We start from the raw sequence: 23,088 nt of genomic DNA on the forward strand, positions 1-23,088 counted from the left end.
GGGGCGGCCGGACGGCGAGGGTCGTGGCCATGACGATCCCCGACAGCCCGCCGGCCCGGCGGGGCGCCCCGCTCCGGTTCGCCGGCATCGCGGCCGGCAACTTCATGATCGCGATGGACGCGACGATCCTCAACGTGGCGCTGCCCGACATGCGGCGCGACCTGCACGCGCCCGCGGCGGCACTGCCCTGGGCGGTGGACGCCTACACGGTGGTGCTCGCCGGACTGATGCTCGCGTCCGGCTCGGTCGCCGACCGGTGGGGCCCGCGCCGGGTGTACCGGGCGGCGCTCGGCGCGTTCGCCGCCGTCGCGCTGCTCTGCGCGGCCGCGCCCGGCGCCGGGCTCCTGATCGCGGGCCGGGCGCTGCTCGGCGTGCCCGCCGCCGGGCTGGTGCCCGCGTCGATGGCGCTGCTCGCCGCGCTCTACCCGGACCCGGACGAGCGGTCCCGCCGGATCGGCGCGCTCGTCTCGATCACCGGCCTCGGCATCGTCGCGGGACCGGTGCTCGGCGGCGCGCTGGTGTCGCTCGCCGGATGGCGGCTGGTGTTCCTGGTGAACGTCCCGGTCGCGGTGCTGGCGCTCGCGGCGTCGGGCGGGCTGAGCGGGCACCGGTCGGGGACGGCGCGGCCGATCGACCGCACCGGGTTGCTGCTGTCGGTCGCCGGGCTCACCGCGCTGACGTTCGGGCTGGTGGACGCGGGGACGAGCGGCTGGCTGCGGGTCCCGCCCGCCGTGGCGCTGCTCGCCGCGCTCGCGGCCGTCGCCGTTCTCCCGGCGACGCAGCGGCGGGCGGCGTCGCCGGTGCTGCCGCCCGCGCTGATGGCGCTGCGCCGGGTCCGCGTGGACCTGGTCGTCGCGGTCGCGTCGCAGCTCGTCTACTACGGCCTGCTGTTCACGCTGACCCAGTGGATGGTGGACGAGCGCGGGCTGACGGCGTTGCGGGCGGGGCTGGCGTTCCTGCCGATGACCGTCCCGGTGGCGTTCGTCCCGATGGTCACGGGCCGGCTCGTCGTCCGGTTCGGGGCACGGCGGGTGATGCTCGCGGGGATGGCGATGGACGTGCTGGGCGGGCTCGTCCTCGCGGGAGGCGGGGCGTCGCTGTGGACGGTGTTCGCCGTCCAGATACTGATCGGGACCGGGAGCCCGCTGGCGATCCCGGCGTGCATCGCCGACATGTCGGCGGCCGTCCCGCTGCGGCTGGCGGCGACGGGGCAGGGGGCGCTCAACGCGGCCCGGCAGACCGGCACCGCGCTCGGCGTGGCGGTCTTCGGCACGCTGGGGACGCTGACCGCGACCGGGTCCGTGCTGGTCGCGGTGGCCGCTCCGGCCGCCGCGGTGGTCGGCCTCGCCGCCCGGCCGCGGAGCCGTTTTGATCAGCTTGAACTGGACAGTTCAGACTGAATAAATTACACTGGGGTCATGAGCGACAGCGTCGAGCCCATCTCCCCCTCGGCCGCCCGGGCCGCCCGGGAGGTGCGGGTCGTGTTCAGCCGGCTGCGCCGCAGGCTGCGCGAGATCGGCGGAGCCCACGATCTCACACCGTCGCAGACGGCGGTGCTGAGCCGGCTGCTCAAGGACGGCGCGGCCAGCGCGAGCGCGCTCGCCGCGGCCGAGCGGGTCCGCCCGCAGTCCATGGCCGCCACGATCGCCGTCCTGGAGGAGCGCGGTCTCATCCGCCGCGACCCCGACCCCGAGGACGGCCGCCGCCAGCTGGTCACGCCGAGCGACGCCGGGCGCGAATGGGTCGAGGGCTCCCGGCAGGCCCGCGAAGAATGGCTGAGCCGCGCCCTCCAGGACCACTGCACCGAAGAGGAGCGCGAGACGGTCCTGAAGGCGTTCGCCGTCCTGGACCGCCTCGTCGAGTGACCCGGGCGCGGGAGAGGGCCGCGCCCCCTCCCGCACACGCGGTCAGGACGCGGGCAGGCCGAGGGCGCGGGCGATCAGCATGCGCTGGACCTCGGACGTCCCCTCGCCCACCTCCAGGATCTTCGCGTCGCGGTAGAAGCGGCCGACGGCGTACTCGTTCATGAAGCCGTACCCGCCGAAGACCTGCGTGGCGTCGCGGGCGTTGTCCATCGCCGCGTTGGACGCGACGAGCTTGGCGATCGCCGCCTCCTTCTTGAACGGCTCCCCGGCCAGCATCTTCGCCGCCGCCGCGTAGTACGCGAGGCGGGCCGTGTGCGCGCGGACCTCCATGTCGGCGATCTTGAACTGCATCGCCTGGTAGCGGCCGATCTCCTTGCCGAACGCCTCCCGCTCGCCGGCGTAGCGCAGGCACTCGTCCACGCAGCCCTGCGCCAGGCCGACCGACAGCGCGGCGATCGCGATCCGGCCCTCGTCCAGGATCCGCAGGAACTGCGCGTAGCCCCGGCCGCGCTCGCCGACGAGGTTCTCCGCCGGGACGCGGACGTCGTCGAACGACAGCTCGCGGGTGTCCGAGGACGACCAGCCGACCTTGGAGTACTTGCGGCCGACCGTGAAGCCGGGCGTGCCGCTCGGCACGATGATCGTGGAGATCTCGCCGTCGCCGGTGAACGCGGTGACGGTCACGAACGCGGTGATGTCGGTGCCGGAGTTGGTGATGAACGCCTTCGACCCGTTGATCACCCACGAGTCGCCGTCCAGCCGGGCCGTCGTCCGCATCCCGCCCGGGACGTCGGAGCCGCCGCCCGGCTCGGTCAGCCCGAACCCGGCGAGCTTCTCACCGGACGTCAGCATCGGCAGCCAGCGCGCCTTCTGCTCGTCCGACCCGAACCGGTAGATCGGCATCGCGCCGAGCGAGACGCCCGCCTCCAGCGTGATGGCCACGGACGAGTCGACCCGCGCCAGCTCCTCCAGCGCCAGGCAGAGCGCGAAGTAGTCGCCGCCCATGCCGCCGTGCTCCTCGGGGAACGGCAGCCCGAACAGCCCCATCTTGCCCATCGCCGCGACGATGTCGTACGGGAACTCGCCGCGCTCGTACAGGTCGCCGATCACCGGGGCCACGGTCTCGCGCGCGAACCGCTCGACGGTGCGCCGCAGCTCCTCCTGCTCGTCGCTGAGCTTGAAGTCGATCATCAGGGTTACTCCGATTTCGGTGACAGGGCCTGGACGACGCGGGACGGGCTCGGACGGCCGAGCCGCCCGGCCATCCAGCGGCTGGTGGCGGCGAGCGCGTCGAGGTCGACGCCCGTCTCGACGCCCAGCCCGTTCAGCATCCAGACGAGGTCCTCGGTGGGCAGGTTGCCGGTGGCGCTCTCGGCGTACGGGCAGCCGCCGAGGCCGCCCGCCGACGCGTCCACGACGGTGACGCCGGCGCGCAGCGCGGCGAGGGTGTTGGCGAGCGCCTGCCCGTAGGTGTCGTGGAAGTGCACGGCGAGCCGGTCGGTGCCGATGCCCGCCGCGGCCAGCGCCTCGATCAACGCGGTGACGTGGCCGGGCGTGCCGACGCCGATCGTGTCGCCGATGCTCAGCTGCGAGCAGCCGAGGTCCATCAGCCGGGACGCGACGGACACGACCTGCTCGATCGGGACGTCGCCCTCCCACGGGTCGCCGCACGCCATCGACACGTAGGCGCGCACCCACAGCCCCTCGGCGCGCGCGCGTTCCACGACGGGCGCGAACATCGCGATCGACTCGTCCACGGTCCGGTTGAGGTTGCGGCGCGCGAACGTCTCGGTGGCGCTCCCGAAGATCGCGATCTCGGTGATGCCGTTCGCGAGCGCCCGGTCCAGGCCCCGCTCGTTCGGCACGAGCACCGGGTACCGGACGTCGCCGGACCGGGGGAGCACGCCGAGCAGCTCCTCGGCGTCGGCGAGCTGCGGCACCCACTTCGGATGGACGAAGCTCGTCGTCTCGATCGTGGTGAGCCCCGCGCCCGCGAGCCGGGTGACGAACTCCGACTTCACCTCGACCGGGACGACCGCCTTCTCGTTCTGCAGCCCGTCCCGCGGCCCGACCTCGTAGATCGTGACGCGGTCGGGCAGGCCCGGCAGCGGTGTCGCCATCATGCCTCCTCGATCACGGCCAGCACCGCGTCCAGGGCGACCTGGGCGCCCGCGCGGGCCGGCAGCTGCGCCACGACGCCGGCGCGCGGCGCGGTGACGGTGTGCTCCATCTTCATCGCCTCGACGACGACGAGCGGCTGCCCCTCGTCCACCCGGTCGCCCTCGCCGACCTTGACCGCCAGGACGGTGCCGGGCATCGGGCTGCGCAGGACGCCGTCGCCGGACGCGTCCGCCGCGGCGCCGCCCTCCGCCTTGACGTGCTCGGCCAGCGCCCACGCGCGCCCGCCGCGCCCGAGCCAGAGCGTGCGCCCGTCGCGGGCGGCGGTGAACGAGACCGTCCGGCCGCCGTAGGTGAGGGTCGAACCGGTCAGCGACGCGTCCACCGGCTCGCCGTCCCCGACGGCCACCCGTGCGGCCGCGGCGCGGCCCTGCACCCGGACCTCGACGGGCTCGCCGCCGGACGGCGTGATGATCCACGGCGTCCAGGCGTGCGCGCCGGGGCGCCAGCCGTCCGGGATCGCCCACGGGTCGCCGTCGGCGGGCTCCAGCGCGAGCATCCGGTCCAGCGCGGCGGCGGCGAGCACCTCCGGCGGCGCGCCGCCGTCCGAGGTCAGCTCGTCGAGCGCCCGCTCCACCAGGCCGGTGTCGAGGTCGCCGGACGCGACGGACGGGTGCTTCAGCAGCGCCCGCAGGAACGCCACGTTCGTCGGCACGCCCAGCAGCGTGTACCCGGCGAGCGCCCGGTCGAGGCGGTGCAGCGCCTCGGTGCGGTCGCCGCCGTGCACGATCACCTTCGCCAGCATCGGGTCGTAGGACCCGCCGACCTCCGTCCCGACGTCGAGGCCCGAGTCGACGCGGACGCCCTCCGGCTCGTCGAGCGCCAGGACCGTCCCGCCCGTCGGCAGGAAGCCGCGCGCCGGGTCCTCGGCGTAGACGCGCGCCTCGATCGCGTGGCCGTCCAGCCGCACGTCCTCCTGCGCGAACGGCAGCGGATCGCCGGCCGCGACGCGGAGCTGGAGCTCGACCAGGTCCAGGCCGGTGACCAGCTCGGTGACGGGGTGCTCGACCTGGAGCCGGGTGTTCATCTCCATGAAGAAGAACTCGTCCGGGCGGTCGGCGGACACGATGTACTCGACCGTCCCCGCGCCGACGTAGCCGACCGCCTGCGCGGCGGCGACGGCGGCGGCGCCCATCCGCGCGCGGGACGCCTCGTCCAGCAGCGGCGACGGCGCCTCCTCCACGATCTTCTGGTGCCGGCGCTGCAGGCTGCACTCGCGCTCGCCCAGGTGGACGGCGCTGCCGTGCGCGTCGGCGAACACCTGGATCTCGATGTGCCGGGGGTTCTCCACGAACCGCTCGGCGAGCAGGGTGTCGTCGCCGAACGAGCCGCGCGCCTCGCGGCGGGCGGACGCGATCGCGTCCGGTAGGTCCGCCGCGTCCCGGACCAGCCGCATGCCCTTGCCGCCGCCGCCCGCGGACGGCTTGAGCAGCACCGGAAGCCCGACCTCCAGCGCGGCGGCCTCCAGCTCGGCGTCCGACAGGCCCGGCTCGTCCCGCCCGGGGACGACCGGGACGCCGGCCGCGGCGACGGTCCGCTTCGCGCGGATCTTGTCGCCCATCGCCTCGATCGCGGCGGCGGGCGGCCCGATGAACACCAGGCCGGCGTCCGCGCAGGCCCGCGCGAACGCGGTGTTCTCCGCCAGGAACCCGTACCCGGGGTGGACGGCCGCCGCGCCCGCCGCGCGGGCGGCGCCGACGACCGCGTCGATGTCCAGGTAGGACGGGACGCGCAGCGCCTCGTCGGCCTCGCGGACGTGCCGGGCGCGCGCGTCGGCGCCGGTGTGGACGGCCACCGACCGGATCCCGAGCCGCCGCAGCGTGCGGAACACGCGGACGGCGATCTCGCCCCGGTTGGCGACCAGGACGCTGTCGAACATCGATGCCCGGCGCCGGGAAGGCGCCGTGGCTCCGTGCCGGGAAGACATTGGGCCCCTCACATCCGGAAGACGCCGTAGCCGACCGGCTCCAGCGGTGCGTTGGCGGCGGCGGACAGCCCGAGGCCGAGGACGCGGCGGGTGTCGAGCGGGTCGATCACCCCGTCGTCCCACAGCCGGGCCGTCGAGTAGTACGGGTTGCCCTGCGCCTCGTACTGGTCGCGGATCGGCGCCTTGAACGCCTCCTCGTCCTCGGCCGGCCACTCCTCGCCGCGGGCGTCCATCTGGTCGCGGCGGACCGTCGCGAGCACGCTCGCGGCCTGCTCCCCGCCCATGACCGAGATGCGGGCGTTCGGCCACATCCACAGGAAGCGCGGCGAGTACGCCCGGCCGCACATCGCGTAGTTGCCCGCGCCGAACGAGCCGCCGATGACGACCGTGAACTTCGGGACGCGCGCGCACGACACGGCCGTGACCATCTTCGCGCCGTGCTTGGCGATGCCGCCCGCCTCGTACTCGCGGCCGACCATGAAACCGGTGATGTTCTGCAGGAAGACCAGCGGGACGCTGCGCCGGTCGCACAGCTCGATGAAGTGCGCGCCCTTCTGCGCCGACTCGCCGAACAGGATGCCGTTGTTGGCGACGATCCCGACCGGGTGCCCGTGGATCCGCGCGAACCCGGTGACCAGCGTCGTGCCGTACTCCTTCTTGAACTCCTGGAACCGGCTGCCGTCCACGATCCGCGCGATCACCTCGCGCACGTCGTAGGGGGTGCGCGGATCGGGCGGGACGACGCCGTACAGCTCGGACGGGTCGACCGCCGGCTCCTCCGGCGCCGCCACGTCCCACGGGCGCGGCTCGCGCGGGCCGAGCGTGCCGACGATGTCGCGGACGATCCGCAGCGCGTGCGCGTCGTCCTCGGCGAGGTGGTCGGTCACCCCGGAGGTGCGGGAGTGCAGCTCGCCGCCGCCCAGCTCCTCCGCCGTCACGATCTCGCCGGTCGCGGCCTTCACCAGCGGCGGGCCGCCGAGGAAGATCGTGCCCTGGCCGCGGACGATCACCGCCTCGTCGCTCATCGCCGGGACGTAGGCGCCGCCCGCCGTGCAGGAGCCCATGACCGCGGCGATCTGCGGGATGCCGCGCCCGGACATGGTCGCCTGGTTGTAGAAGATGCGGCCGAAGTGCTCGCGGTCGGGGAACACCTCGTCCTGGCGGGGCAGGAACGCGCCGCCGGAGTCGACCAGGTAGACGCAGGGGAGGCGGTTGTGCAGGGCCACCTCCTGCGCGCGCAGATGCTTCTTGACCGTGATCGGGTAGTACGTCCCGCCCTTCACGGTGGCGTCGTTGGCGACGATCACGCACTCGCGGCCGGACACCCGGCCGACGCCGGTGATGATCCCGGCGCCCGGCGCCTCGTCGCCGTACATGCCGTTCGCGGCGAGGGGCGACAGCTCCAGGAACGGCGAGCCGGGGTCGAGCAGCGTGTCGACCCGGTCGCGGGGGAGCAGCTTGCCGCGCGCCACGTGCCGCTCGCGGGCCCGCTCGGGACCGCCGCGCCCGGCCCGGTCGACGCGGTCGCGCAGCTCGGCCGCCAGCGCGGCGTTGTGCGCGGTGTTCGCCTTGAACGCCTCGCCGGCCACGTCGGCGCGGCTGCCGATCTCGGGTCCGGTCATGGTCCCCTTCCCTGTTAATGCTCGTTAACAACGCCGATGCTAGAGATGTTAATGCTCATTAACAAGCTTGGTCTAGACTCCCCACCATGACCTCCTACCCGGCCGCGGCGCCCAGCGACCCGGCGCCCGGCGACCCGGCCGCCGGTCCGCCCCTCGCCGCGGTGAACCCGCGCCGCGCGGAGATCCTCGCCGCCGCGGCCGAACTGTTCGCCTCCCGCGGCTACCACGGGGCGTCCATCGGCGACGTCGGACGGGCCGTCGGACTCACCGGCCCCGCCCTCTACCGGCACTTCAGCGGCAAGGAGGCCGTCCTCGGCGAGATGCTCGTCGACATCAGCGAGCGGCTGCACGCCGAGGGCGTCCGCCGCGCCGCCGACCCCGACCCCGGCCGCGCCCTCGACGCGCTGCTCCGCTTCCACATCGCGTTCGCGCTCGACAACCCCGCGCTCATCACCGTCCACGAGCGCGAGCTCGACAACGTCCCCGCGCCGCAGCGGCACGAGGTCCGCCGGCTGCAGCGCGCCTACGTGGAGGAATGGGTGGCCGTACTGCGGCGGCTGCGCCCCGGCCTGCCCGACGGGCGGACGCGCGCCGCCGTCCACGCCTGCTTCGGCCTGCTGAACTCCACCCCGCGCAGCGCCGCCGGCCTCGACCGCGACGCGATGGGCGCCCTCCTGCACACCATGGCCCGCGCCGCCCTCGAAGCCGCCTGACGGGACGCGCCGGCGCCCCCGGGCCGCCCCGGATTCCGGACGGTCCGCAATCTTGACGCGCCGCCCCACGGGTGGGTCATATGGGATGAAAGGTTCACCGGCCATCCCACCCGCTGCAGAGGAGAGCCGTATGGGCGTCGAGGGCGTCGGCTTCTACGAGATCGCGACCAACGACCCGGACCGCCCGGCGATCCTGGCCCCCGGCGTCCCCGTCTCCTACGGCGAGCTGCACGCCGAGGTGAACCGGCTGTCGAACGCCCTGGACGGGCTCGGCCTGCGGCCCGGCGACGCCGTCGCGACCGTCCTCGGCAACCGGCCCGACTTCCTCACCGTCCTCCTGGCGGCGATGCAGTCCGGCCTCTACATCGTCCCGGTGAGCCGCCACCTGACCGCCCCCGAGATCGGCTACATCCTCGCCGACTGCGGCGCCAGGGCCGTCGTGACCGAGAGCGCCTTCGCGTCCGTGGTGTCCGGAGCCGCCGACGAGGCCGGGATCGCCGCCGAGCTGCGCATCAGCGTCGACCCGGCCGAGGGGTACCGCTCGATGGCCGGGCTGTGCGCGTCCGGCAGCGCCGCACCGCCCGCCAAGCGCCGGATGGGCTCCATCATGCTCTACACGTCCGGGACCACCGGGCGCCCCAAGGGCGTGCGGCGCCCGCTGCCGGACGTCCCGCCGGAACTGCTCTTCGACGTCATGCGCACGACGCTGATGACCCACCTCGGCCTCGAACCGGGCGACGAGGTGCACCTCGCGATCGGACCGCTCTACCACTCGGCGCCCTGCGTCCACGCGATGATGGCGCTCAGCCTCGGGCACGCCGTCGTCGTCGCGTCCCGGTTCCGGCCCGAGCCGACCCTGGAGCTGATCCAGCGGCACGGCGTCACCAACTCCTTCATGGTGCCGACCATGTTCCACCGCATGCTCGCCCTGCCCGACGACGTCCGCGCCCGGTACGACCTGTCGTCGCTGCGGCAGGTCTACCACAGTGCCGCGCCGATCCCCGTCGAGACCAAGCAGCGGATGATGGACTGGTGGGGGCCCGTCCTCTACGAGTACTACGGCTCCACCGAGAGCGGCGCCGTCGTCGTCGCCACCCCGCAGGACTGGCTCGCCCATCCCGGCACGGTCGGCCGCGCCGTCGACGGCGTGCGGATCAAGATCCTCGACCCGGAGGGCGCGGAGCTGCCGCCCGGCGAGACCGGCCTGATCTACGCCGCCGGCCAGCCCGGCTTCGAGTACCACCGCGACCCGGGCAAGACCGCCTCCACCATGCGCGGCGAGTTCTACACCCCCGGCGACCTCGGCCACCTCGACGAGGACGGCTGGCTCTACATGAGCGACCGCCGCACCGACCTCGTCATCTCCGGCGGCGTGAACATCTACCCGGCCGAGATCGAGTCCGTGCTGCTCCAGCATCCCGCCGTCGGCGACGTCGCCGTCATCGGCGTCCCGGACGAGGACTGGGGGCAGCGCGTCGTCGCCCTCGTCGAGCCCGCGGACGGCGCCGTCGCGGGCGACGCCCTCGCCGCCGAGCTGCTCGCCCACTGCGAGCCCCGGCTCGCCAGGCTCAAGCACCCGCGCAGGGTGGAGTTCCGCGCGTCGCTGCCGCGCACCCCGTCCGGCAAGCTCAGCCGCAGCCGCGTCCGCGACGCCTACCTGCGGGAACAGGCGGGCTAGGCGGTCGCGCGCGGCGCCCGGGGGAGGGGCGCCGCAAGTCGCCGGCGGGACCGTCGAACGTTCCCGGGTCGCGCCGCGTACAACGGCACATGGAAGACCAGAAGGTCGCCCCGTTCGACAGCGCCCCGACCCCTGCCGCCCCGACGTTGACCGATCTTCCAGTGATCACGGACCCCGGCTTCTACACCGACCCCGCGTACGCCGCCCAGAGCGTCCCGCCGGAGGACGCGCCGTCCCCGCCCGCCGGCGCCGGCACCGGGCCCGACGCGGGACTCGACACGGGGCTCGACACCGCGCCCCGCGCCGGGATCGCCCGCCTGGGCGACCCGGTCGCGGTCTGGCCGTGCGCCGGCTGCGGCAGGCCCGTACCGCAGCCGGTGCGCGGCGCCCGCACCGTCCGCTACTGCCAGGACAACGGCGGCGCGTGCGAGCGGACCGCGCACGAGAACCGCGAGCGCGCGCGCGAGGCGCCCGGCCTGACCGGCCAGGTCGCCTGGACGTGGGAGATGGTGGAGCGGCTGGAGGCCGTCGCCGACCGGCTCGCCGGGTCGATGGTCTCCGAGCTGAGCGTCGCCGGCGTCGAGCGGCGGGTCGCCGACGCCCGCGCCGACGCCGCCGGGCAGATCGCGGTCGCGCAGCGGGAGCGGGACGCCTCGCAGCGCCAGGCCGAGGCCGCCTGGCGCGAGACCGCGACCGCCCGCGCCCGCGCGGACGCCGCCGAGGACGCCGCCGCCGCGGCCCGCGCCGAGGCCGAGCGCGCCGCCGCCGAAGCCGAGCACGCCGCCGCCGAACGCGACGCCGCACGCCGCGAGGGCCAGGAGGCCAAGGACGCCGCGGACGCCGCCGTCGCCGCCCAGCTGGCCGCCGAACGCGAGCGCGACCGGATCGCCTCCCGCGAGGGCGAGCTGCTCGCCGCGCTGGAGACCGCCCGGACCGAGCTCGTCGGCCTGCACGGCCGGCTGTCGGAGACCGAGACGGTCGTCGAGGGGCAGCGGATCGAGGCCGCCGCCGCCCGGCGCGCCGCCGACGACCTGCGCGCCGCCGTCCGCGACGCCGAGACCCAGCGCGGGCAGGCCGTCGCCGACCGCGACCAGATCCAGGCGCGCGCCCGCGAGGCCGAGGAGCGCAACTGGGACCTGTCGCGCGCCAACGAGGAGCTGCGCGCCGCCGTCCAGACCCTCACCGCCGAACGGGACGCCGCGCGCGCCGAGGCCGACCGCGCCCGCCGCCGCGTCGACGCGCTCACCCGCCCGGCGGACCCGCGCCCGGACGGACGGCCCGCCGCCGACCGGGAGCCGCCGACCGGCCTGCACCCCCTGCCCCCGCTGAACGGATCTCCGCTGAACGGGGCCTCGGTGAACGGGACTCCGCTGAACGGGGCCGCGCGGGGCGGGTCCTCGCTGGACGGCACCGACCCGCTCGCGGTCAACGGCCACCGCCTTCCCCACGCCGGCTGACCATCCGCCGGCGTACCGGCCACGGAAAGGAGGTGAGGCCCTTCACTACACGGCACTGGCCCTGAACCGGCCGCCGCACCGCACCGGGGTGGTGGGGCGGCCGGTACGCCGGGCCCGGCCCGCCCGCAGGTCAGGGCCGGTTCGCCCGCAGGTACTCGGTGTAGTCCAGCGCGCCCGCCCGGACCGCCGCGTGCACGGCGCGCGCCACCCGGGCGCCCCACGCCGAACGGGGACCGGCGAAGGGCTCCTCCGCGCCCGACGTCCGGGCCGCCACGCAGATCGCGTCCGACGCGGTGCCCGTGCAGGGGTAGCCCGCCTCCAGGAGCGCCTGCGTCTTGGCCTCCGTCGCGGTGACCACGGCGTTCACCAGCGCGGCATCGCTCAACGCGACCGGCACCGCGACGACGATGTTGATCGTCCCCGGTCGCCACGCCGTCCCGTGCTCCGACGGCTCCGGAGCGGGCTCCGGCTCCGGCGACGGCGGCGGCACGTCGATGTGCAGCGGCGCCAGCTCCGGGTCGGCCGCCCCCTCCGGCGCCGCCGCCCACGTCGGAACGCGGAGCCCGACCGTCGCCGACGCGGCCACGCCGCCGTCCTCGCGCCGCATCGTCCGGGCGACGGACGCGGCGGTCAGCATCCCGACACCCGGACCCTCCAGCCCGAACGACGCGGCCAGCTCCGCCAGGTGGACGACCGGGTCCGTCCGCGCGTACCGGCCGCGGACCTGCGCGTTCAGCACCCAGCCCAGCGGCCCGATCCCGCCGCCGAGCATCGCCGACGACACCGCCCGCCACCCGCCGCCCGCGCGCCACACCGTCGCGGCGAGCCGCGCGCCGTCCTCGTCCCGCCAGACCAGCTCGATGTTCAAGGACGCTCCAGGGACAGCAGGGGCCGGCCGTCCGGCCCCGGAAGGACGTGCACGCGGGCGTCGAAATGCTCCTGGATCGCCGCCCTGGTCAGCACCTCGCCGGGCGTTCCCGCCGCCGCGACCCGGCCGCCCGACAGCAGCACCAGGCCGTCGGCGTACTGCCCGGCCAGCGTGAGGTCGTGGATCGTCGTCACGACGGTCAGCCCGTCCGACAGCCGGAGCTGGTCGATCAGCTCCATCACCTGCTGCTGGTGCCCGATGTCCAGCGCCGTCGTCGGCTCGTCCAGCAGCAGCACCGACGTCTGCTGCGCCAGCGCGCGCGCCAGCACCACACGCTGCCGCTCTCCGCCGGACAGATGGTCGAGCGGACGGTCCGCGAGCCCCGCCAGGTCGAGGCGGTCGAGGACCTCCCTCGCGATGGCGCGGTCGCGCGCGCTCTCGCGGCCCAGATGCGGGATGTAGGGGGACCGCCCCAGCAGCGTGTAGTCGAACACCGTCATCCCGACCGGAAGGTTCGGGCTCTGCGGCGCGTACGCCACCAGCCGGGCGCGCTGCCGCGGCTTCATCGCCGCCAGGTCCGCGCCCGCCACCGCGATCTCGCCCGCGCTCGGCAGCAGCCCGAGCACCGCCCGCAGCAGCGTCGACTTCCCCGCGCCGTTCGGCCCGATCACCGCCGTCCACGACCCCGCCGCGACCTCCAGCGACACGTCCTTCAGCACCGGACGGCCGCCCAGCGACACGTCCAGGCCCCGCACCGCGACCGTCACGTCTCCACCTGCCGCCGGCTCGCCCGCAGCACCGCCACGAAGAACGGGCCCCCGACGAACGCCGTCACCACGCCGAGCGGCAGCTCGCCCGGCGCGATCACCGTCCGGGCCACCAGGTCGGCCAGCTCCAGGAACGCGGCCCCGCCGAGCAGCGACAGCGGCAGCACCACCCGGTACGAGCCGCCCGCCAGCCGCCGCACCGCGTGCGGCACCACGATCCCGACGAACCCGATCAGCCCGCTCACCGCCACCGCGCTCGCCGTCGCCAGCGACGCCGCCACCAGCACCGTCAACCGGACCCGCGCCGCCGACAGCCCGAGCGACGCCGCCTCCTCGTCGCCCACGCTCAGCACGTCCAGCAGCCGCCCGTGCGCGAGCAGCACCACCGTCGAGACCAGCGAGTACGGCGCGACCAGCGCCAGCTGGTGCCAGTCCGCGGAGCCGACCCCGCCGAGGATCCACGAGTAGATCCGCTGCAGCTCCTCCGCCTTCACCTGCTGCAGGAACGTCTGCACCGCCGAGAGGAACGACGACACCGCCACCCCCGCCAGCACCAGCGTCGCCGCCCGGTTCCCGCGCCCCGCCGTGCTGCCCAGCGCGTACGCCATCGCCACGCCGAGGATCGCGCCCGCGAACGCCGCCAGCGGCACCCCGTACCCCGGGTCGCCCGGCACCACGACGATCACCAGCGTGGCCCCGACGCCCGCGCCCGCCGCCGCGCCGAGCAGGTACGGATCGGCCAGCGGATTGCGGAACACGCCCTGGTACCCGGCGCCGGCCATCGACAGCATCCCGCCGACCAGCGCCGCCATCAGCACCCTCGGCACCCGCAGCTGGAACAGCACGTTCTCGTCGACGACGCTGAACCCGCTGTCGACGTGCACGAACGGGATCTTGTCGGCCAGCGCCTCGAGGATGCCCGTGACGGGAAGCCCGGCCGCGCCGACCACCAGGCCCGCCAGCAACGTCGCGGCCAGCAGGACCAGCGCCACGGCCAGCGGCAGCACCCGCAGCCGCCCTCGCACGCGCGGTCCGGCGTCCTTCTCCCGGCGCCGTCGTTCCGCTGCGGGTGTCGTCCCGCGCGCGCGTCGGCGACCACGTACCGGGACGTCCTCGCCCTGTCCCCGGACGTCTTCCGCGTCCGTCGAGACGTCTCTCGCGTCCCGTGGGACGTCTTCCGCGTCCGCGGAGACGTCCCCGGGCACGTCCTTGGGGACGGCCGGGGACGGCTCGCGTTCGGAGGAGGTCACGGGCGGGGGCCCATCGAGGCGGAGGTCAACGCGTCTTCTGCACCGCGTCGCCGATCGCCTTCACGAACTGCGGCAGGCGCGGACCCCAGCGGGAGGCGAGGTCGTCGTCCAGCGGCACCACGCCGCCGTCCTTCACCGCCTTCAGATCCTGGAAGCCCGGCCGCTTGGCCAGCGCGGCGGCGTTCTGGCCGCAGCACTTGGTGTCCGCGAGGAAGATCAGGTCCGGGTCCTTCTTGACGAGGTACTCGCGGGACAGCTGCGGGTAGCCGCCGCTCGCCTTGTCCGCCGCGTCCGCGACGTTGCGCAGCCCGAACAGGCCGTACACCTGCCCGGCGAACGTCTCGGACGTCACGGTGTGGAGCTGGTTGTCCAGCTCGTGGTAGTAGGTGAGGCCCTTGCCCTTGGTGGTCGCGGCGACGGTCTTCTGGATGTCGGCGCGCATCCCGTCGGTGACCTTCTTCGCCTCCGCGACGTGCCCGGTGGCGAGCCCCAGGTCGGTGATCTCGTCGTAGGCGTCGTCGAGCTTCGCTGCGGCGGGCTCCAGCAGCACCGGGATCTCGACCTTCTCCAGCGCCTTGACGACGCCGTCCATGTCATTGGACAGCACGACGAGGTCGGGACGGTACTTGATGACCGCCTCGGCGTTCGGCTTGAACCCGGAGAGCTGGGTCTTCGGTGCGCCGGACGGGTAGTCCGAGAGGCTGTCCACGGCGACGACCTGGGATCCGGCGCCGATGGCGAACAGGGTCTCGGTGTGCGTGGGGGACAGCGACACGATCCGCTTCGGGTGGGCGGGAACGGCCACCGCGCCGTTGCCGGCCTGCACGGTGACGGTCGCGGCGCCGCTCTCCGACGTCTTGGTCTTGCCGTCGCCGCCGCAACCGGCGGCGAGCGTCACGGCGGCGGTCACGATGGCCGCGCCGAGGACGCGCACGGGTCTCACAGGAGCCTCCTGGCTGCCGGGAAGCCGCGGCCCGTCATGACGGATCGCCCTTCCACGAGGTCGAGAGTCGTCGGCGCGCACGGAGGCGACCTGGCTCGGCCTCTTCGACAGGGGCACCACAGTTGCGGGACAGCGCCGGGTTCACACCGGACTTCGCTCCAGGGCGCGCTTGAAGTGCAACGTTATCAGCCGCCTTATCCGGTTTGGCGCGCGCATCGGAGTGAGTACTCACTTCGACATTGACGGAGTGAGTACTCACTCCGTACAGTGGCGGGCATGGAGGCCAAGAGCCGGCGGCGCGCCCCCGGGATGAGCCCCGAGCAGCGCCGCGAAATGATCGTCCGGACGGCGCTGCCGCTCGTCGCCGAGCACGGCACCGCCGTCACCACCGGCCAGATCGCCCGCGCCGCCGGCATCGGAGAGGCGACGATCTTCCGGGTGTTCGCCGACAAGGACGAGCTCCTCGACGCCTGCGTGGCGGAGGCGCTGCGCACCGACCATGTGCTGGCCGAGCTCCAGGAGATCCCGCTCGACCAGCCGCTGGCCGGGCGGCTCGCCGAGGCCACCGCGGCGATCCAGGCCTACCTCGGCCGGATGGGCATGGTCCTCGGCGCCCTGCACGCCACCGGCCGCCGCGGGCGCGGCTCGCACGGCGGCGGCGAGGCGGCCGACGCCGCGATCGACCGCGCGTCCGCCATGGCCCGCACGCGGGGCGCGCTCGCCGAACTCTTCGAGCCCGACGCCGACCGCCTCCGGCTCTCCGTCGAGGAGACCGCCGGAATGTTCATGGGCCTGGTCTTCACCTGGAGCCGCCCGCCCACCGGCCCCGACTCCCCGGCGCCCTCGCTGGAGGAGTACCTCGACGTCTTCCTGCACGGCGCGCTCACCGACACGACCCCCGAAGGGAGCCCCGCGTGACCATCACCCTCAACCACACCATCGTCACCGCCGCCGACAACGACGAGGCCGCCCGCTTCTTCGCCGCCGTCATGGGCCTGGACTACACCGGCCCCCACCCGCACGCCCGCCACTTCGTCCCGATCAAGGTCAACGACGGGCTCACCCTCGACTTCATGACCGTCGCCTTCCCGCAGGGCCACCACCTGGCCTTCGACGTCGACGCCGCCACCTTCGACGCGGTCGTCGACCGCCTCGACGCCCGCGAGATCCCCTACGGCGACCAGCCCTCCCACCCCGACAACGGGCGCGTCGACACCGACCATCCGCTCGGCGCCCGCGGCCTGTACTTCTCCGACTCCAGCGGCAACCTCTACGAGCTCATCTCGTCCTGAGGCCAGCGCGGCTCAAGCGGCCGGGGCGGACCCGTTCGTACGTGAGTGCCGTCAGCCGGCGAGCGCCCGTCAGTAGGCGAGCGCCGGTCAGCCGGCGAGCGACTTCAGGAAATTGCGGGTCCGCTCGCGGTCTGCGCCCGGAACGAACTCGCCCGCCACGAAGTCGGTGACCCCCGCCGCGGCCAGCTCCTCCACCCGCGCGCCGACCGCGTCCTCGTCGCCGATGACGGCCAGGTCGGCGGGGCCTTCGGCGCCCTCCCGGTCCATCATCGCGCGGTAGGACGGCAGCGTCCCGTACACCTCGAACGCCTTCGCCGCCCGCGCGCGTGCGCGCTCCGCGTCGTCCGTGACGCACACCGGCAGGACGCAAACGATCCGGGGAGCGGGACGTCCCGCCGCCTCGGCCGCGGCGGTGATGGTCGGCGCGATGTGGTCGCGGACGGTGGCCGGACCCGTCATCCACAGGACGGTCCCGTCGGCGCGCTCCGCGGCCAGCCGCAGCATCTTGGGGCCGAGCGCCGCCAGCAGCACGGGGACCCGGCCCTCGTTCGGGACGGTCAGCCCGATCTGGCCGCGCAGGGTCTCCCCGGTGAACGACGCCGTCCGGTGGTCGAGCAGGGGCAGCAGGATCGACAGGTACTCGCCCATGTGCCGCAGGGGACGTCCGAAGTCGTACCCGAACATGTCCTCGATGACGACCTTGTGCGACAGGCCGATGCCGAGGGTCAGCCGCCCCTCGCCGAGGGCGAGCGCCGTCGTCCGCGCCTGCTGGGCCAGCGCCGCCGGATGCCGGGGGTACGTCGGCACCACGGCGGTCCCCAGCTCGATGCCCGGCACCCGGCTTCCCGCCACCGCGAGCGCGGTCAGCGCGTCCACGCCGAAGATGTTCGACATCCACGCCGAGGCGAAACCGTCGTCGGCGGCGCGCCGCACATCGTCGGCCAGCTTGTCGAGCGCGGCGGGACCGCCGCGCTCGCCGAGGGAAACACCGATGCGCACGAGGACCTCCCTGATCCGCTGTCCCGATCGTCGCACAGGGCGTCGTCAGGAGCTCCGGGCAGGGGTTCGCCCTGCCGTGCTGCCGCCCCGCCGCGCTGCCGCCGCCGTCATGGCTCGTCCGGATCCTGGTGACGCGGGCCGTACCGGTCGGCCAGATCCCGGTCGTTGTCGGCCCACCGGCGATGCCGTTCGGCCGACTCCAGATGCGCCGCGGCCTCCTCCGGATGGACGGCCGCCATGTCCTCCAGCAAGGCCGCCGCCCGGTCATGGGCCCGCGCCGAGGACAGCATGGACCGCAGCGCGTCCTCACCGTTCGCGCGCCGCGGCGGACGCCCGGCGGCACGCGACCGGAAGCCCTCCGGAGCCCGCGGCCCGTTCGCCCCGGTCTCCGGCGCCCCGTCGCGCGCCGTCAGGCGCAGCGCGCGGTCTTCGCCGCCCATACCGGCCGCCCCGACCCGCGCGCCCGTGGTTCCACCAGCGCCCCCGACACACCGGCTACCTACCCACCCACCTGCACGTTCAGCCCCACCCGCCCCACTTCTCCCCGGGGGTCGGGAGGGGAGCCCGGAGCGCGATGTCCGATCATGGAGGGGTGGTGACTCCGGATCCCGTGACGCTCCAGGCCGCCGACGGTGTGCGGATCGACGCAGGACACCTCGGCGGGGACGACGACCTCTGCTTCGTGCTCGCGCACGGCTTCACCTGCTCCTGGCGGCAGCCCGCGCTCCGCCGCATCGGCGCGGTGCTCCACCGGTACGGCGGCGTCCTCGCCCTCGACCTGCGCGGCCACGGGCGGTCCGGCGGGCACTCCACGGTCGGCGACCTGGAGGTCCTCGACGTGCAGGCCGCGGTCACCGCGGCACGCGTCCGGGGGTACCGGCGCGTCGTCGTCGCGGGCTTCTCGCTGGGCGGCGCCGTCGCGATCCGGCACGCCGCGCTGCACGGCGCCGTCGACGCGGTCGTCTCGGTCAGCGCGCCCGCCCGCTGGTACTACCGCGACACCGTCCCCATGCGCCGCGTCCACTGGGTGATCGAGCGGCCCCTCGGACGGCTCGCCGTCCGCCTCGCGCGCGGGACGCGCATCGCCGCCAAGGGCTGGGACCCCGTCCCGGAGGCGCCGCACGAGGTCGCGGCGCGCATCGCCCCCGCGCCGCTGCTGATCGTCCACGGGGACTCCGACGCGTTCTTCCCCATCGAGCACGGGCGGCAGCTGTACGACGCGGCGCGCGACCCGAAGGAACTGTGGATCGAACCCGGGTTCGGCCACGCGGAGGTCGCCGCGACCCCGGAGCTGATCCACCGCATCGGCGCGTGGGCGGCGTCCTCCGCCACCGCGATGCGTCCCGACGCGGCACTCTGACGCTCCCGTCCCAGCGGCGCCGCGCTCGCGGCCCGCGCCTTCCTGAGCGTGCCATCGGACACTCTTCTTCTCTAATGGTGCTAGGTACGCCCTAGCGGTGTTAGATTTAGCCTAACGCTGCTAGTGAAGGAGCCTCATGGTCGACCAGAGACCGGCCCCCGCCATCACCCGCCACCACGACCGGAAGAGCGGATGGTGGCCGCTCGCGGCGATCGTCGCCGCCGTGTTCATGCTCATGCTGGACGCGACGGTGGTGACCGTCGCCGTCCCGGGAATGCGCCACGACCTGCACGCCGGCCTCGGCGACCTGCAATGGGTCGTGAACGCGTACACGATGGCGATGGCCGCCTCCCAGCTCACCGCCGGAGCGTTCGCCGACCGCTGGGGGCGGCGCCGCTCCTTCCTCGCCGGCGTGGCGCTGTTCGCCGCGGCGTCGCTGGCGTGCGGCCTGGCGCCCACCGCCGCGACCCTCATCGCGGCGCGGGCCGTCCAAGGGCTCGCGGGCGCGCTGATGTTCGCGACCACGCTCGCGCTCATCGCGCAGTGCTACACGGGACAGGCCCGCGGCGTCGCGTTCGGCGTGCGGGGCACCGCCGCCGGGCTCGCCGTCGTCCTCGGCCCCGTCGTCGGCGGCGCGCTCGTCTCGGGCCTCGGCTGGCGCTGGGTCTTCCTGGTGAACGTACCGGTCGGAGCCGTCACCCTGGCGATGGGCGCCCGCGCGCTGCCGCGCGAGGAGACTCCCCGAGTTCGGCGCCGCATCGACCTCGCCGGGCCCTGCCTCCTCGCCGTCTCCCTGTCCCTGCTGGTCTTCGGGCTGCTGCGCGTCCAGGACCACGGCTGGGGGAGCGCTGAGAGCGCGCTCGTCTTCTGCGCGTCGGCGGCGTCGCTCGCGGCGTTCCTCGCCGTGGAGTGCCGCCTCGCCGACCCGATGCTGGACCTGCCGCTCTTCCGGGACCGCGCGTTCAGCGGCACGCAGATCGGGTCGTTCGCCGTGCAGGCGAGCGTCTTCGCCCTGCTCATCTACGTTTCGCTGTGGTTCCAGGACCAGCTCGGCTTCTCCGCGCTCAAGACCGGCCTGTGCTTCCTGCCGCTCGTCGTCCCCATCCTCGTCGCCGGTCCGATCGCCGGCGCCGTCATGGACCGCCTTCCCAAGGGCCTGCTCGTCACGGGTTCGCTGACGCTCCTCGCGCTGGCGATCCTGCTCATGCACGGGCTGACGCCCGGCTCGTCCTGGACCCATCTGGCGCCGGGCATGGCGCTGGCCGGCCTCGCGTGCGGGATCGCGCTGCCCACCCTCGGCGGCCTCGCCGTGGACGTCGCGGACCGCTCCCGGCTCGGCATGGCGTCCGGCGTCAACAACACCGTCATGCAGGTCGGGTCCGCGGTGGGGATCGCGGTGTACGGAGCGGTCCTGAGCCGGCACCGGGTGTTCACCGAGGGGCTGGACGCCCTCTTCGCCACCGCGGCCGCCGTCGCCCTCTGCGGAGCCGTCCTCACCGCGGTGCTCCTCGGCAGGAGACGCCTCTGACCTGCGTCGACAGAGGGTTATCCACATTTTCCCGAGCCCCTGCCCGGGGGCTTGCGGGGTCGGCATCATCGGTGACCATGAACGGATTCGGCATCACCTGGAAGCGGACGTCCGGCGGCCCGGCCGTCCCCGTCGGCCCCGGCGTCCACGTCACCCCCGGCACCGGCTCCCCGCTCACCGTCCGCGCCGCCGCCCTCAGCGGCCTCCTCCCGCCGGACGCGGTCATCGCCCGCCGCACCGCCGCCTGGATCTGGGGCATCGACGTCCTCCCACCGGGCGTGAACGAGACCGACTGGGACGTCGAACTGATCACTCCCGGACCGGCCGAGTGCGCGACGGGCCCGCCCGTCGCCGACCACGTGGACCTTCCACCCGACCACGTGCGGGAGGAGGCGGGCATCCGCGTCACCTCCCGCGCCCGGACGGCCCTCGACTGCACGCGCTGGCTGCCGCGCTCCGAGGCGGTCGCCGCACTGGACCAGTTCCTCCGGAACGGAGTCGACACCGATGAACTCAAGGCCATGGCACGCACGCTCCCCGGCTACCACGGCAACAGGCGGCTGCGCGACCTCCTGCGTCTCGGCGACCGCGGCGCGGCCTCCCCCGGGGAGAGCTGGGTCCGGACCGCCGTCGGCGACGCGGGCTTCCCGCGCCCGCGCACCCAGGTCCCCGTCGCCGGGCCGCACGACCGCTGCCTCTACGTGGACCTCGGTTACGAGGACTACCGCGTCGGCATCGAGTACGACGGCGAGCGCCACCACACCGGCCGAGCCGCCCGCGCCCACGACGAGAGCCGCCGCCGCTGGCTCGGCCGGGAGATGGGCTGGCAGATCATCCCCGTCACCAAGCTCTTCCTCTACCGCCCGGCCCCCTACCTGGAGGCGCTCCTGACCGCACTCCTCCAACGCGGCTGGAAACCCGACGCCGCGACGATGAACCGCATCACCGCCCGCCTGACGACCCTCTCCCGCCGCCCCCACCACCCCCGCTGACCGCGGGCCTCAACCTGCCACGCACGCCCACCGACGGCACACCACCGACCACGGCCACTCGGGCCGCACCCGCCGGCGGCGTGGGCATCGCACCTGCTGCTCGCCCCCACTGGCGCCGCGTCCACCGACCACGGCTGCCCGCGGCGCGTCCACAGACCGCGGTGGCTGGCGGTGCGTCCGCTGGCAGTTGCTTGCGCGGCACTTGCCGGCGCTGCGGCCGTTGGCCACGGCGGCTGGCGGTGTGTGAGGCTTGCGTGGCCCGGGTGATGGCGGGGGTTCAGTCCAGCAGGGCCGAGAGACGCTTGGGGGCGATCAGGCGGTAGCTGTCCTCGATGAGCTCCGCCAGCTCCTCCCAGTCGTGCTCGACGTCCAGGCGAGCGCCGACCCATCCCTTGGCGCCGACGTACTTCGGGACGAAGAACCGCTCCGGGTCCTCCGACACCAGGGCCTCCTGCACCCCCGTACCGGCCTTGAACATCATGGACGAGCCGTCCTCGCTGGTCATCACGAACAGCTTGTCGCGAACACGGAAGGAGGGCGATGTGTGACCCCCGAACGGCTTCTCGGTCGCCTCCGGCATCCCGAGGCAGATCTCCCGGAGCCGCTCCAGCACGTCCATGCGCCCGCCCTTTCCCAGGAAGAATGACCGTGAAAGGAGCCTAACCACGGCCGCCGCGGCCGTGTCAGCCGACCAGCAGGACGAGCTTCCCGCGGACGCGGCCCTCCTCGCCGGCGCGGTGCGCCTCGGCGATCTCGGCGAGCGGGAAGGTCCGCGCGACCGGGAGCGAGAAGCGTCCGGCCTCGATCAGCGCGCCGATCTCGCCGAGCACGTGGACGGCGCGGCCGGCGTCCCCGCGGCTGAACCGCACTCCGTGCTCCCGTGCGCCGGCGAAGTCGGCGACCGTGAGGACGTGCTCGGCACCGCCGGTGAGGCCGATGAGTTCGGGCAGCACCCCGCTGCCCGCGACGTCGAGCGCCAGGTCGACACCGCCGGGCGCAAGCGCGCGGACCCGCTCGGGCAGGCCCTCGCCATAGGCGACGGGCTCCGCCCCCAGCGAGCGCAGGTACTCGTGGTTCGCCGGGCCGCCCGTACCGATCACGCGCGCGCCGCGCGCCACGGCGAGCTGGACGGCGGCGCTGCCGACGCTTCCGGAGGCGCCGTTGATGAGCAGCGTGCCGCCGCCTGCGACGCCGAGCTGGTCGAGCGCGCGCGTGGCCGTCTCGATGGCGGCCGGTAGCGCCGCGGCGCCGGAAAAGTCGAGTGATGGCGGGATCGGCGCGTAGAAGGACAGCACGGCCAGCTCGGCCTGCGCCGCCCCTTCGGCGGACAAGCCGAACACGCGGTCGCCGACGGCCACGTCCTTGACGCCCTCGCCCAACTCGTCCACGATGCCCGCCGCCTCGTAGCCCAGCGTCTGGGGAAGCTCCGGGTCCATCAGGCCTTGGCGCTTCTTCCAGTCGCTCGGGTTGACGCCGGCCGCGCGCACCGCGATCCGGATCCCACCGGGGCCCGGATGCGGATCCGGAAGATCCACGATCTGGAGCACCTCCGGGCCTCCGAACCGGTCGAAACGCGCTGCCTTCATCATCCGCTCCGATGCCACTCCAGGGGGCCTCGCACCCGCTGCCCATGCCACGGCGAACGCCGT

At 74.5% G+C, this 23,088-nt stretch carries 22 protein-coding genes; 10 read left to right on the top strand and 12 right to left on the bottom strand.

Annotation, left to right across the window (positions count from 1 at the left end):
- The first annotated feature begins 29 nt into the window (after window positions 1-29).
- Together ABT299_RS31585 and ABT299_RS31590 are read left to right on the top strand one after the other, a co-directional pair.
- A complete protein-coding gene (locus ABT299_RS31585; RefSeq protein WP_500252968.1) occupies window positions 30-1,400 on the top strand; it encodes an MFS transporter in 1,371 nt (456 codons plus the stop codon).
- Window positions 1,401-1,418: 18 nt separating this feature from the next.
- Window positions 1,419-1,865: a MarR family winged helix-turn-helix transcriptional regulator gene (locus ABT299_RS31590; RefSeq protein ID WP_190858743.1), complete on the top strand. Its 447-nt coding sequence runs from the start codon at window positions 1,419-1,421 to the stop codon at window positions 1,863-1,865.
- A gap of 42 nt (window positions 1,866-1,907) precedes the next feature.
- Here ABT299_RS31590 and ABT299_RS31595 read toward each other — a convergent pair whose 3' ends face one another.
- The 4 genes from ABT299_RS31595 to ABT299_RS31610 are packed head-to-tail and all read right to left on the bottom strand — an operon-like array spanning window position 1,908 to window position 7,592.
- Window positions 1,908-3,056 (bottom strand): acyl-CoA dehydrogenase family protein, encoded by a 1,149-nt coding sequence (locus ABT299_RS31595; RefSeq protein WP_190858745.1) that lies wholly within the window; start codon window positions 3,054-3,056, stop codon window positions 1,908-1,910.
- A 5-nt stretch (window positions 3,057-3,061) separates the two neighbouring features.
- Window positions 3,062-3,988, bottom strand: a complete 927-nt coding sequence (locus tag ABT299_RS31600) for a hydroxymethylglutaryl-CoA lyase (protein WP_190858747.1) — start codon at window positions 3,986-3,988, stop codon at window positions 3,062-3,064.
- On the bottom strand, window positions 3,985-5,922 hold the full coding sequence (locus tag ABT299_RS31605; protein ID WP_500252969.1) for an acetyl/propionyl/methylcrotonyl-CoA carboxylase subunit alpha: 1,938 nt from the start codon (window positions 5,920-5,922) through the stop codon (window positions 3,985-3,987). The genes ABT299_RS31600 and ABT299_RS31605 overlap by 4 nt, the downstream gene beginning before the upstream one ends.
- A gap of 56 nt (window positions 5,923-5,978) precedes the next feature.
- A complete protein-coding gene (locus ABT299_RS31610) occupies window positions 5,979-7,592 on the bottom strand; it encodes a carboxyl transferase domain-containing protein (protein ID WP_500252970.1) in 1,614 nt (537 codons plus the stop codon).
- 86 nt (window positions 7,593-7,678) lie between these two features.
- Here ABT299_RS31610 and ABT299_RS31615 point away from each other — a divergent pair, with 86 nt between their 5' ends.
- The 3 genes from ABT299_RS31615 to ABT299_RS31625 all read left to right on the top strand — a co-directional run bounded on the left by ABT299_RS31615 (window position 7,679) and on the right by ABT299_RS31625 (window position 11,440).
- A complete protein-coding gene (locus ABT299_RS31615; protein WP_500252971.1) occupies window positions 7,679-8,305 on the top strand; it encodes a TetR/AcrR family transcriptional regulator in 627 nt (208 codons plus the stop codon).
- A gap of 130 nt (window positions 8,306-8,435) precedes the next feature.
- The gene (locus ABT299_RS31620; protein ID WP_500252972.1) at window positions 8,436-9,983 is read left to right on the top strand and encodes an AMP-binding protein; all 1,548 of its coding nucleotides are present in this window, start codon (window positions 8,436-8,438) and stop codon (window positions 9,981-9,983) included.
- Window positions 9,984-10,072: 89 nt separating this feature from the next.
- Window positions 10,073-11,440: a chromosome segregation ATPase gene (locus ABT299_RS31625; protein ID WP_500252973.1), complete on the top strand. Its 1,368-nt coding sequence runs from the start codon at window positions 10,073-10,075 to the stop codon at window positions 11,438-11,440.
- 130 nt (window positions 11,441-11,570) lie between these two features.
- Here the strand turns inward: ABT299_RS31625 and ABT299_RS31630 are convergent, their stop codons facing one another.
- From ABT299_RS31630 to ABT299_RS31645, 4 genes are all read right to left on the bottom strand, one after another.
- On the bottom strand, window positions 11,571-12,302 hold the full coding sequence (locus ABT299_RS31630; RefSeq protein ID WP_500252997.1) for an adenosylcobinamide amidohydrolase: 732 nt from the start codon (window positions 12,300-12,302) through the stop codon (window positions 11,571-11,573).
- Window positions 12,303-12,304: 2 nt separating this feature from the next.
- Window positions 12,305-13,075 (bottom strand): ABC transporter ATP-binding protein, encoded by a 771-nt coding sequence (locus ABT299_RS31635; RefSeq protein ID WP_500252974.1) that lies wholly within the window; start codon window positions 13,073-13,075, stop codon window positions 12,305-12,307.
- Window positions 13,072-14,100 (bottom strand): iron chelate uptake ABC transporter family permease subunit, encoded by a 1,029-nt coding sequence (locus tag ABT299_RS31640; protein ID WP_190858765.1) that lies wholly within the window; start codon window positions 14,098-14,100, stop codon window positions 13,072-13,074. The genes ABT299_RS31635 and ABT299_RS31640 overlap by 4 nt, the downstream gene beginning before the upstream one ends.
- A gap of 250 nt (window positions 14,101-14,350) precedes the next feature.
- The gene (locus ABT299_RS31645; protein WP_500252975.1) at window positions 14,351-15,268 is read right to left on the bottom strand and encodes an ABC transporter substrate-binding protein; all 918 of its coding nucleotides are present in this window, start codon (window positions 15,266-15,268) and stop codon (window positions 14,351-14,353) included.
- A 276-nt stretch (window positions 15,269-15,544) separates the two neighbouring features.
- Between ABT299_RS31645 and ABT299_RS31650 the strand changes: the two genes are divergently transcribed.
- Complete coding sequence (locus ABT299_RS31650) at window positions 15,545-16,186, top strand: TetR/AcrR family transcriptional regulator (RefSeq protein ID WP_347256780.1); 642 nt, start codon at window positions 15,545-15,547, stop codon at window positions 16,184-16,186.
- The gene (locus tag ABT299_RS31655; RefSeq protein WP_190858769.1) at window positions 16,183-16,560 is read left to right on the top strand and encodes a VOC family protein; all 378 of its coding nucleotides are present in this window, start codon (window positions 16,183-16,185) and stop codon (window positions 16,558-16,560) included. Before ABT299_RS31650 ends, ABT299_RS31655 begins: the two co-directional genes overlap by 4 nt.
- An 87-nt stretch (window positions 16,561-16,647) precedes the next feature.
- Here ABT299_RS31655 and ABT299_RS31660 read toward each other — a convergent pair whose 3' ends face one another.
- Window positions 16,648-17,559, bottom strand: a complete 912-nt coding sequence (locus tag ABT299_RS31660) for an LLM class F420-dependent oxidoreductase (protein ID WP_500252976.1) — start codon at window positions 17,557-17,559, stop codon at window positions 16,648-16,650.
- 107 nt (window positions 17,560-17,666) lie between these two features.
- Window positions 17,667-17,999, bottom strand: coding sequence for a hypothetical protein (locus tag ABT299_RS31665; protein WP_190858773.1), 333 nt, complete (start codon window positions 17,997-17,999; stop codon window positions 17,667-17,669).
- A 155-nt stretch (window positions 18,000-18,154) separates the two neighbouring features.
- On the opposite strand from ABT299_RS31665, the gene ABT299_RS31670 reads away from it, so the two are divergent.
- The 3 genes from ABT299_RS31670 (at window position 18,155) to ABT299_RS31680 (ending at window position 21,439) form a co-directional block, all read left to right on the top strand.
- Complete coding sequence (locus tag ABT299_RS31670; protein ID WP_347256781.1) at window positions 18,155-18,919, top strand: alpha/beta hydrolase; 765 nt, start codon at window positions 18,155-18,157, stop codon at window positions 18,917-18,919.
- A 136-nt stretch (window positions 18,920-19,055) separates the two neighbouring features.
- Window positions 19,056-20,447 (top strand): MFS transporter, encoded by a 1,392-nt coding sequence (locus ABT299_RS31675; protein WP_500252977.1) that lies wholly within the window; start codon window positions 19,056-19,058, stop codon window positions 20,445-20,447.
- A 77-nt stretch (window positions 20,448-20,524) separates the two neighbouring features.
- Window positions 20,525-21,439, top strand: coding sequence for a type IV toxin-antitoxin system AbiEi family antitoxin (locus tag ABT299_RS31680; protein ID WP_500252978.1), 915 nt, complete (start codon window positions 20,525-20,527; stop codon window positions 21,437-21,439).
- A gap of 277 nt (window positions 21,440-21,716) precedes the next feature.
- Here ABT299_RS31680 and ABT299_RS31685 read toward each other — a convergent pair whose 3' ends face one another.
- Window positions 21,717-22,058, bottom strand: coding sequence for an MmcQ/YjbR family DNA-binding protein (locus tag ABT299_RS31685; RefSeq protein ID WP_500252979.1), 342 nt, complete (start codon window positions 22,056-22,058; stop codon window positions 21,717-21,719).
- 64 nt (window positions 22,059-22,122) lie between these two features.
- The gene (locus tag ABT299_RS31690) at window positions 22,123-23,025 is read right to left on the bottom strand and encodes an NADP-dependent oxidoreductase (RefSeq protein ID WP_500252980.1); all 903 of its coding nucleotides are present in this window, start codon (window positions 23,023-23,025) and stop codon (window positions 22,123-22,125) included.
- Between the last annotated feature and the right edge of the window lie 63 nt (window positions 23,026-23,088).

It is taken from the genome of Spirillospora sp. NPDC000708 (genome assembly GCF_040299565.1).
GTDB lineage: Bacteria > Actinomycetota > Actinomycetes > Streptosporangiales > Streptosporangiaceae > Spirillospora.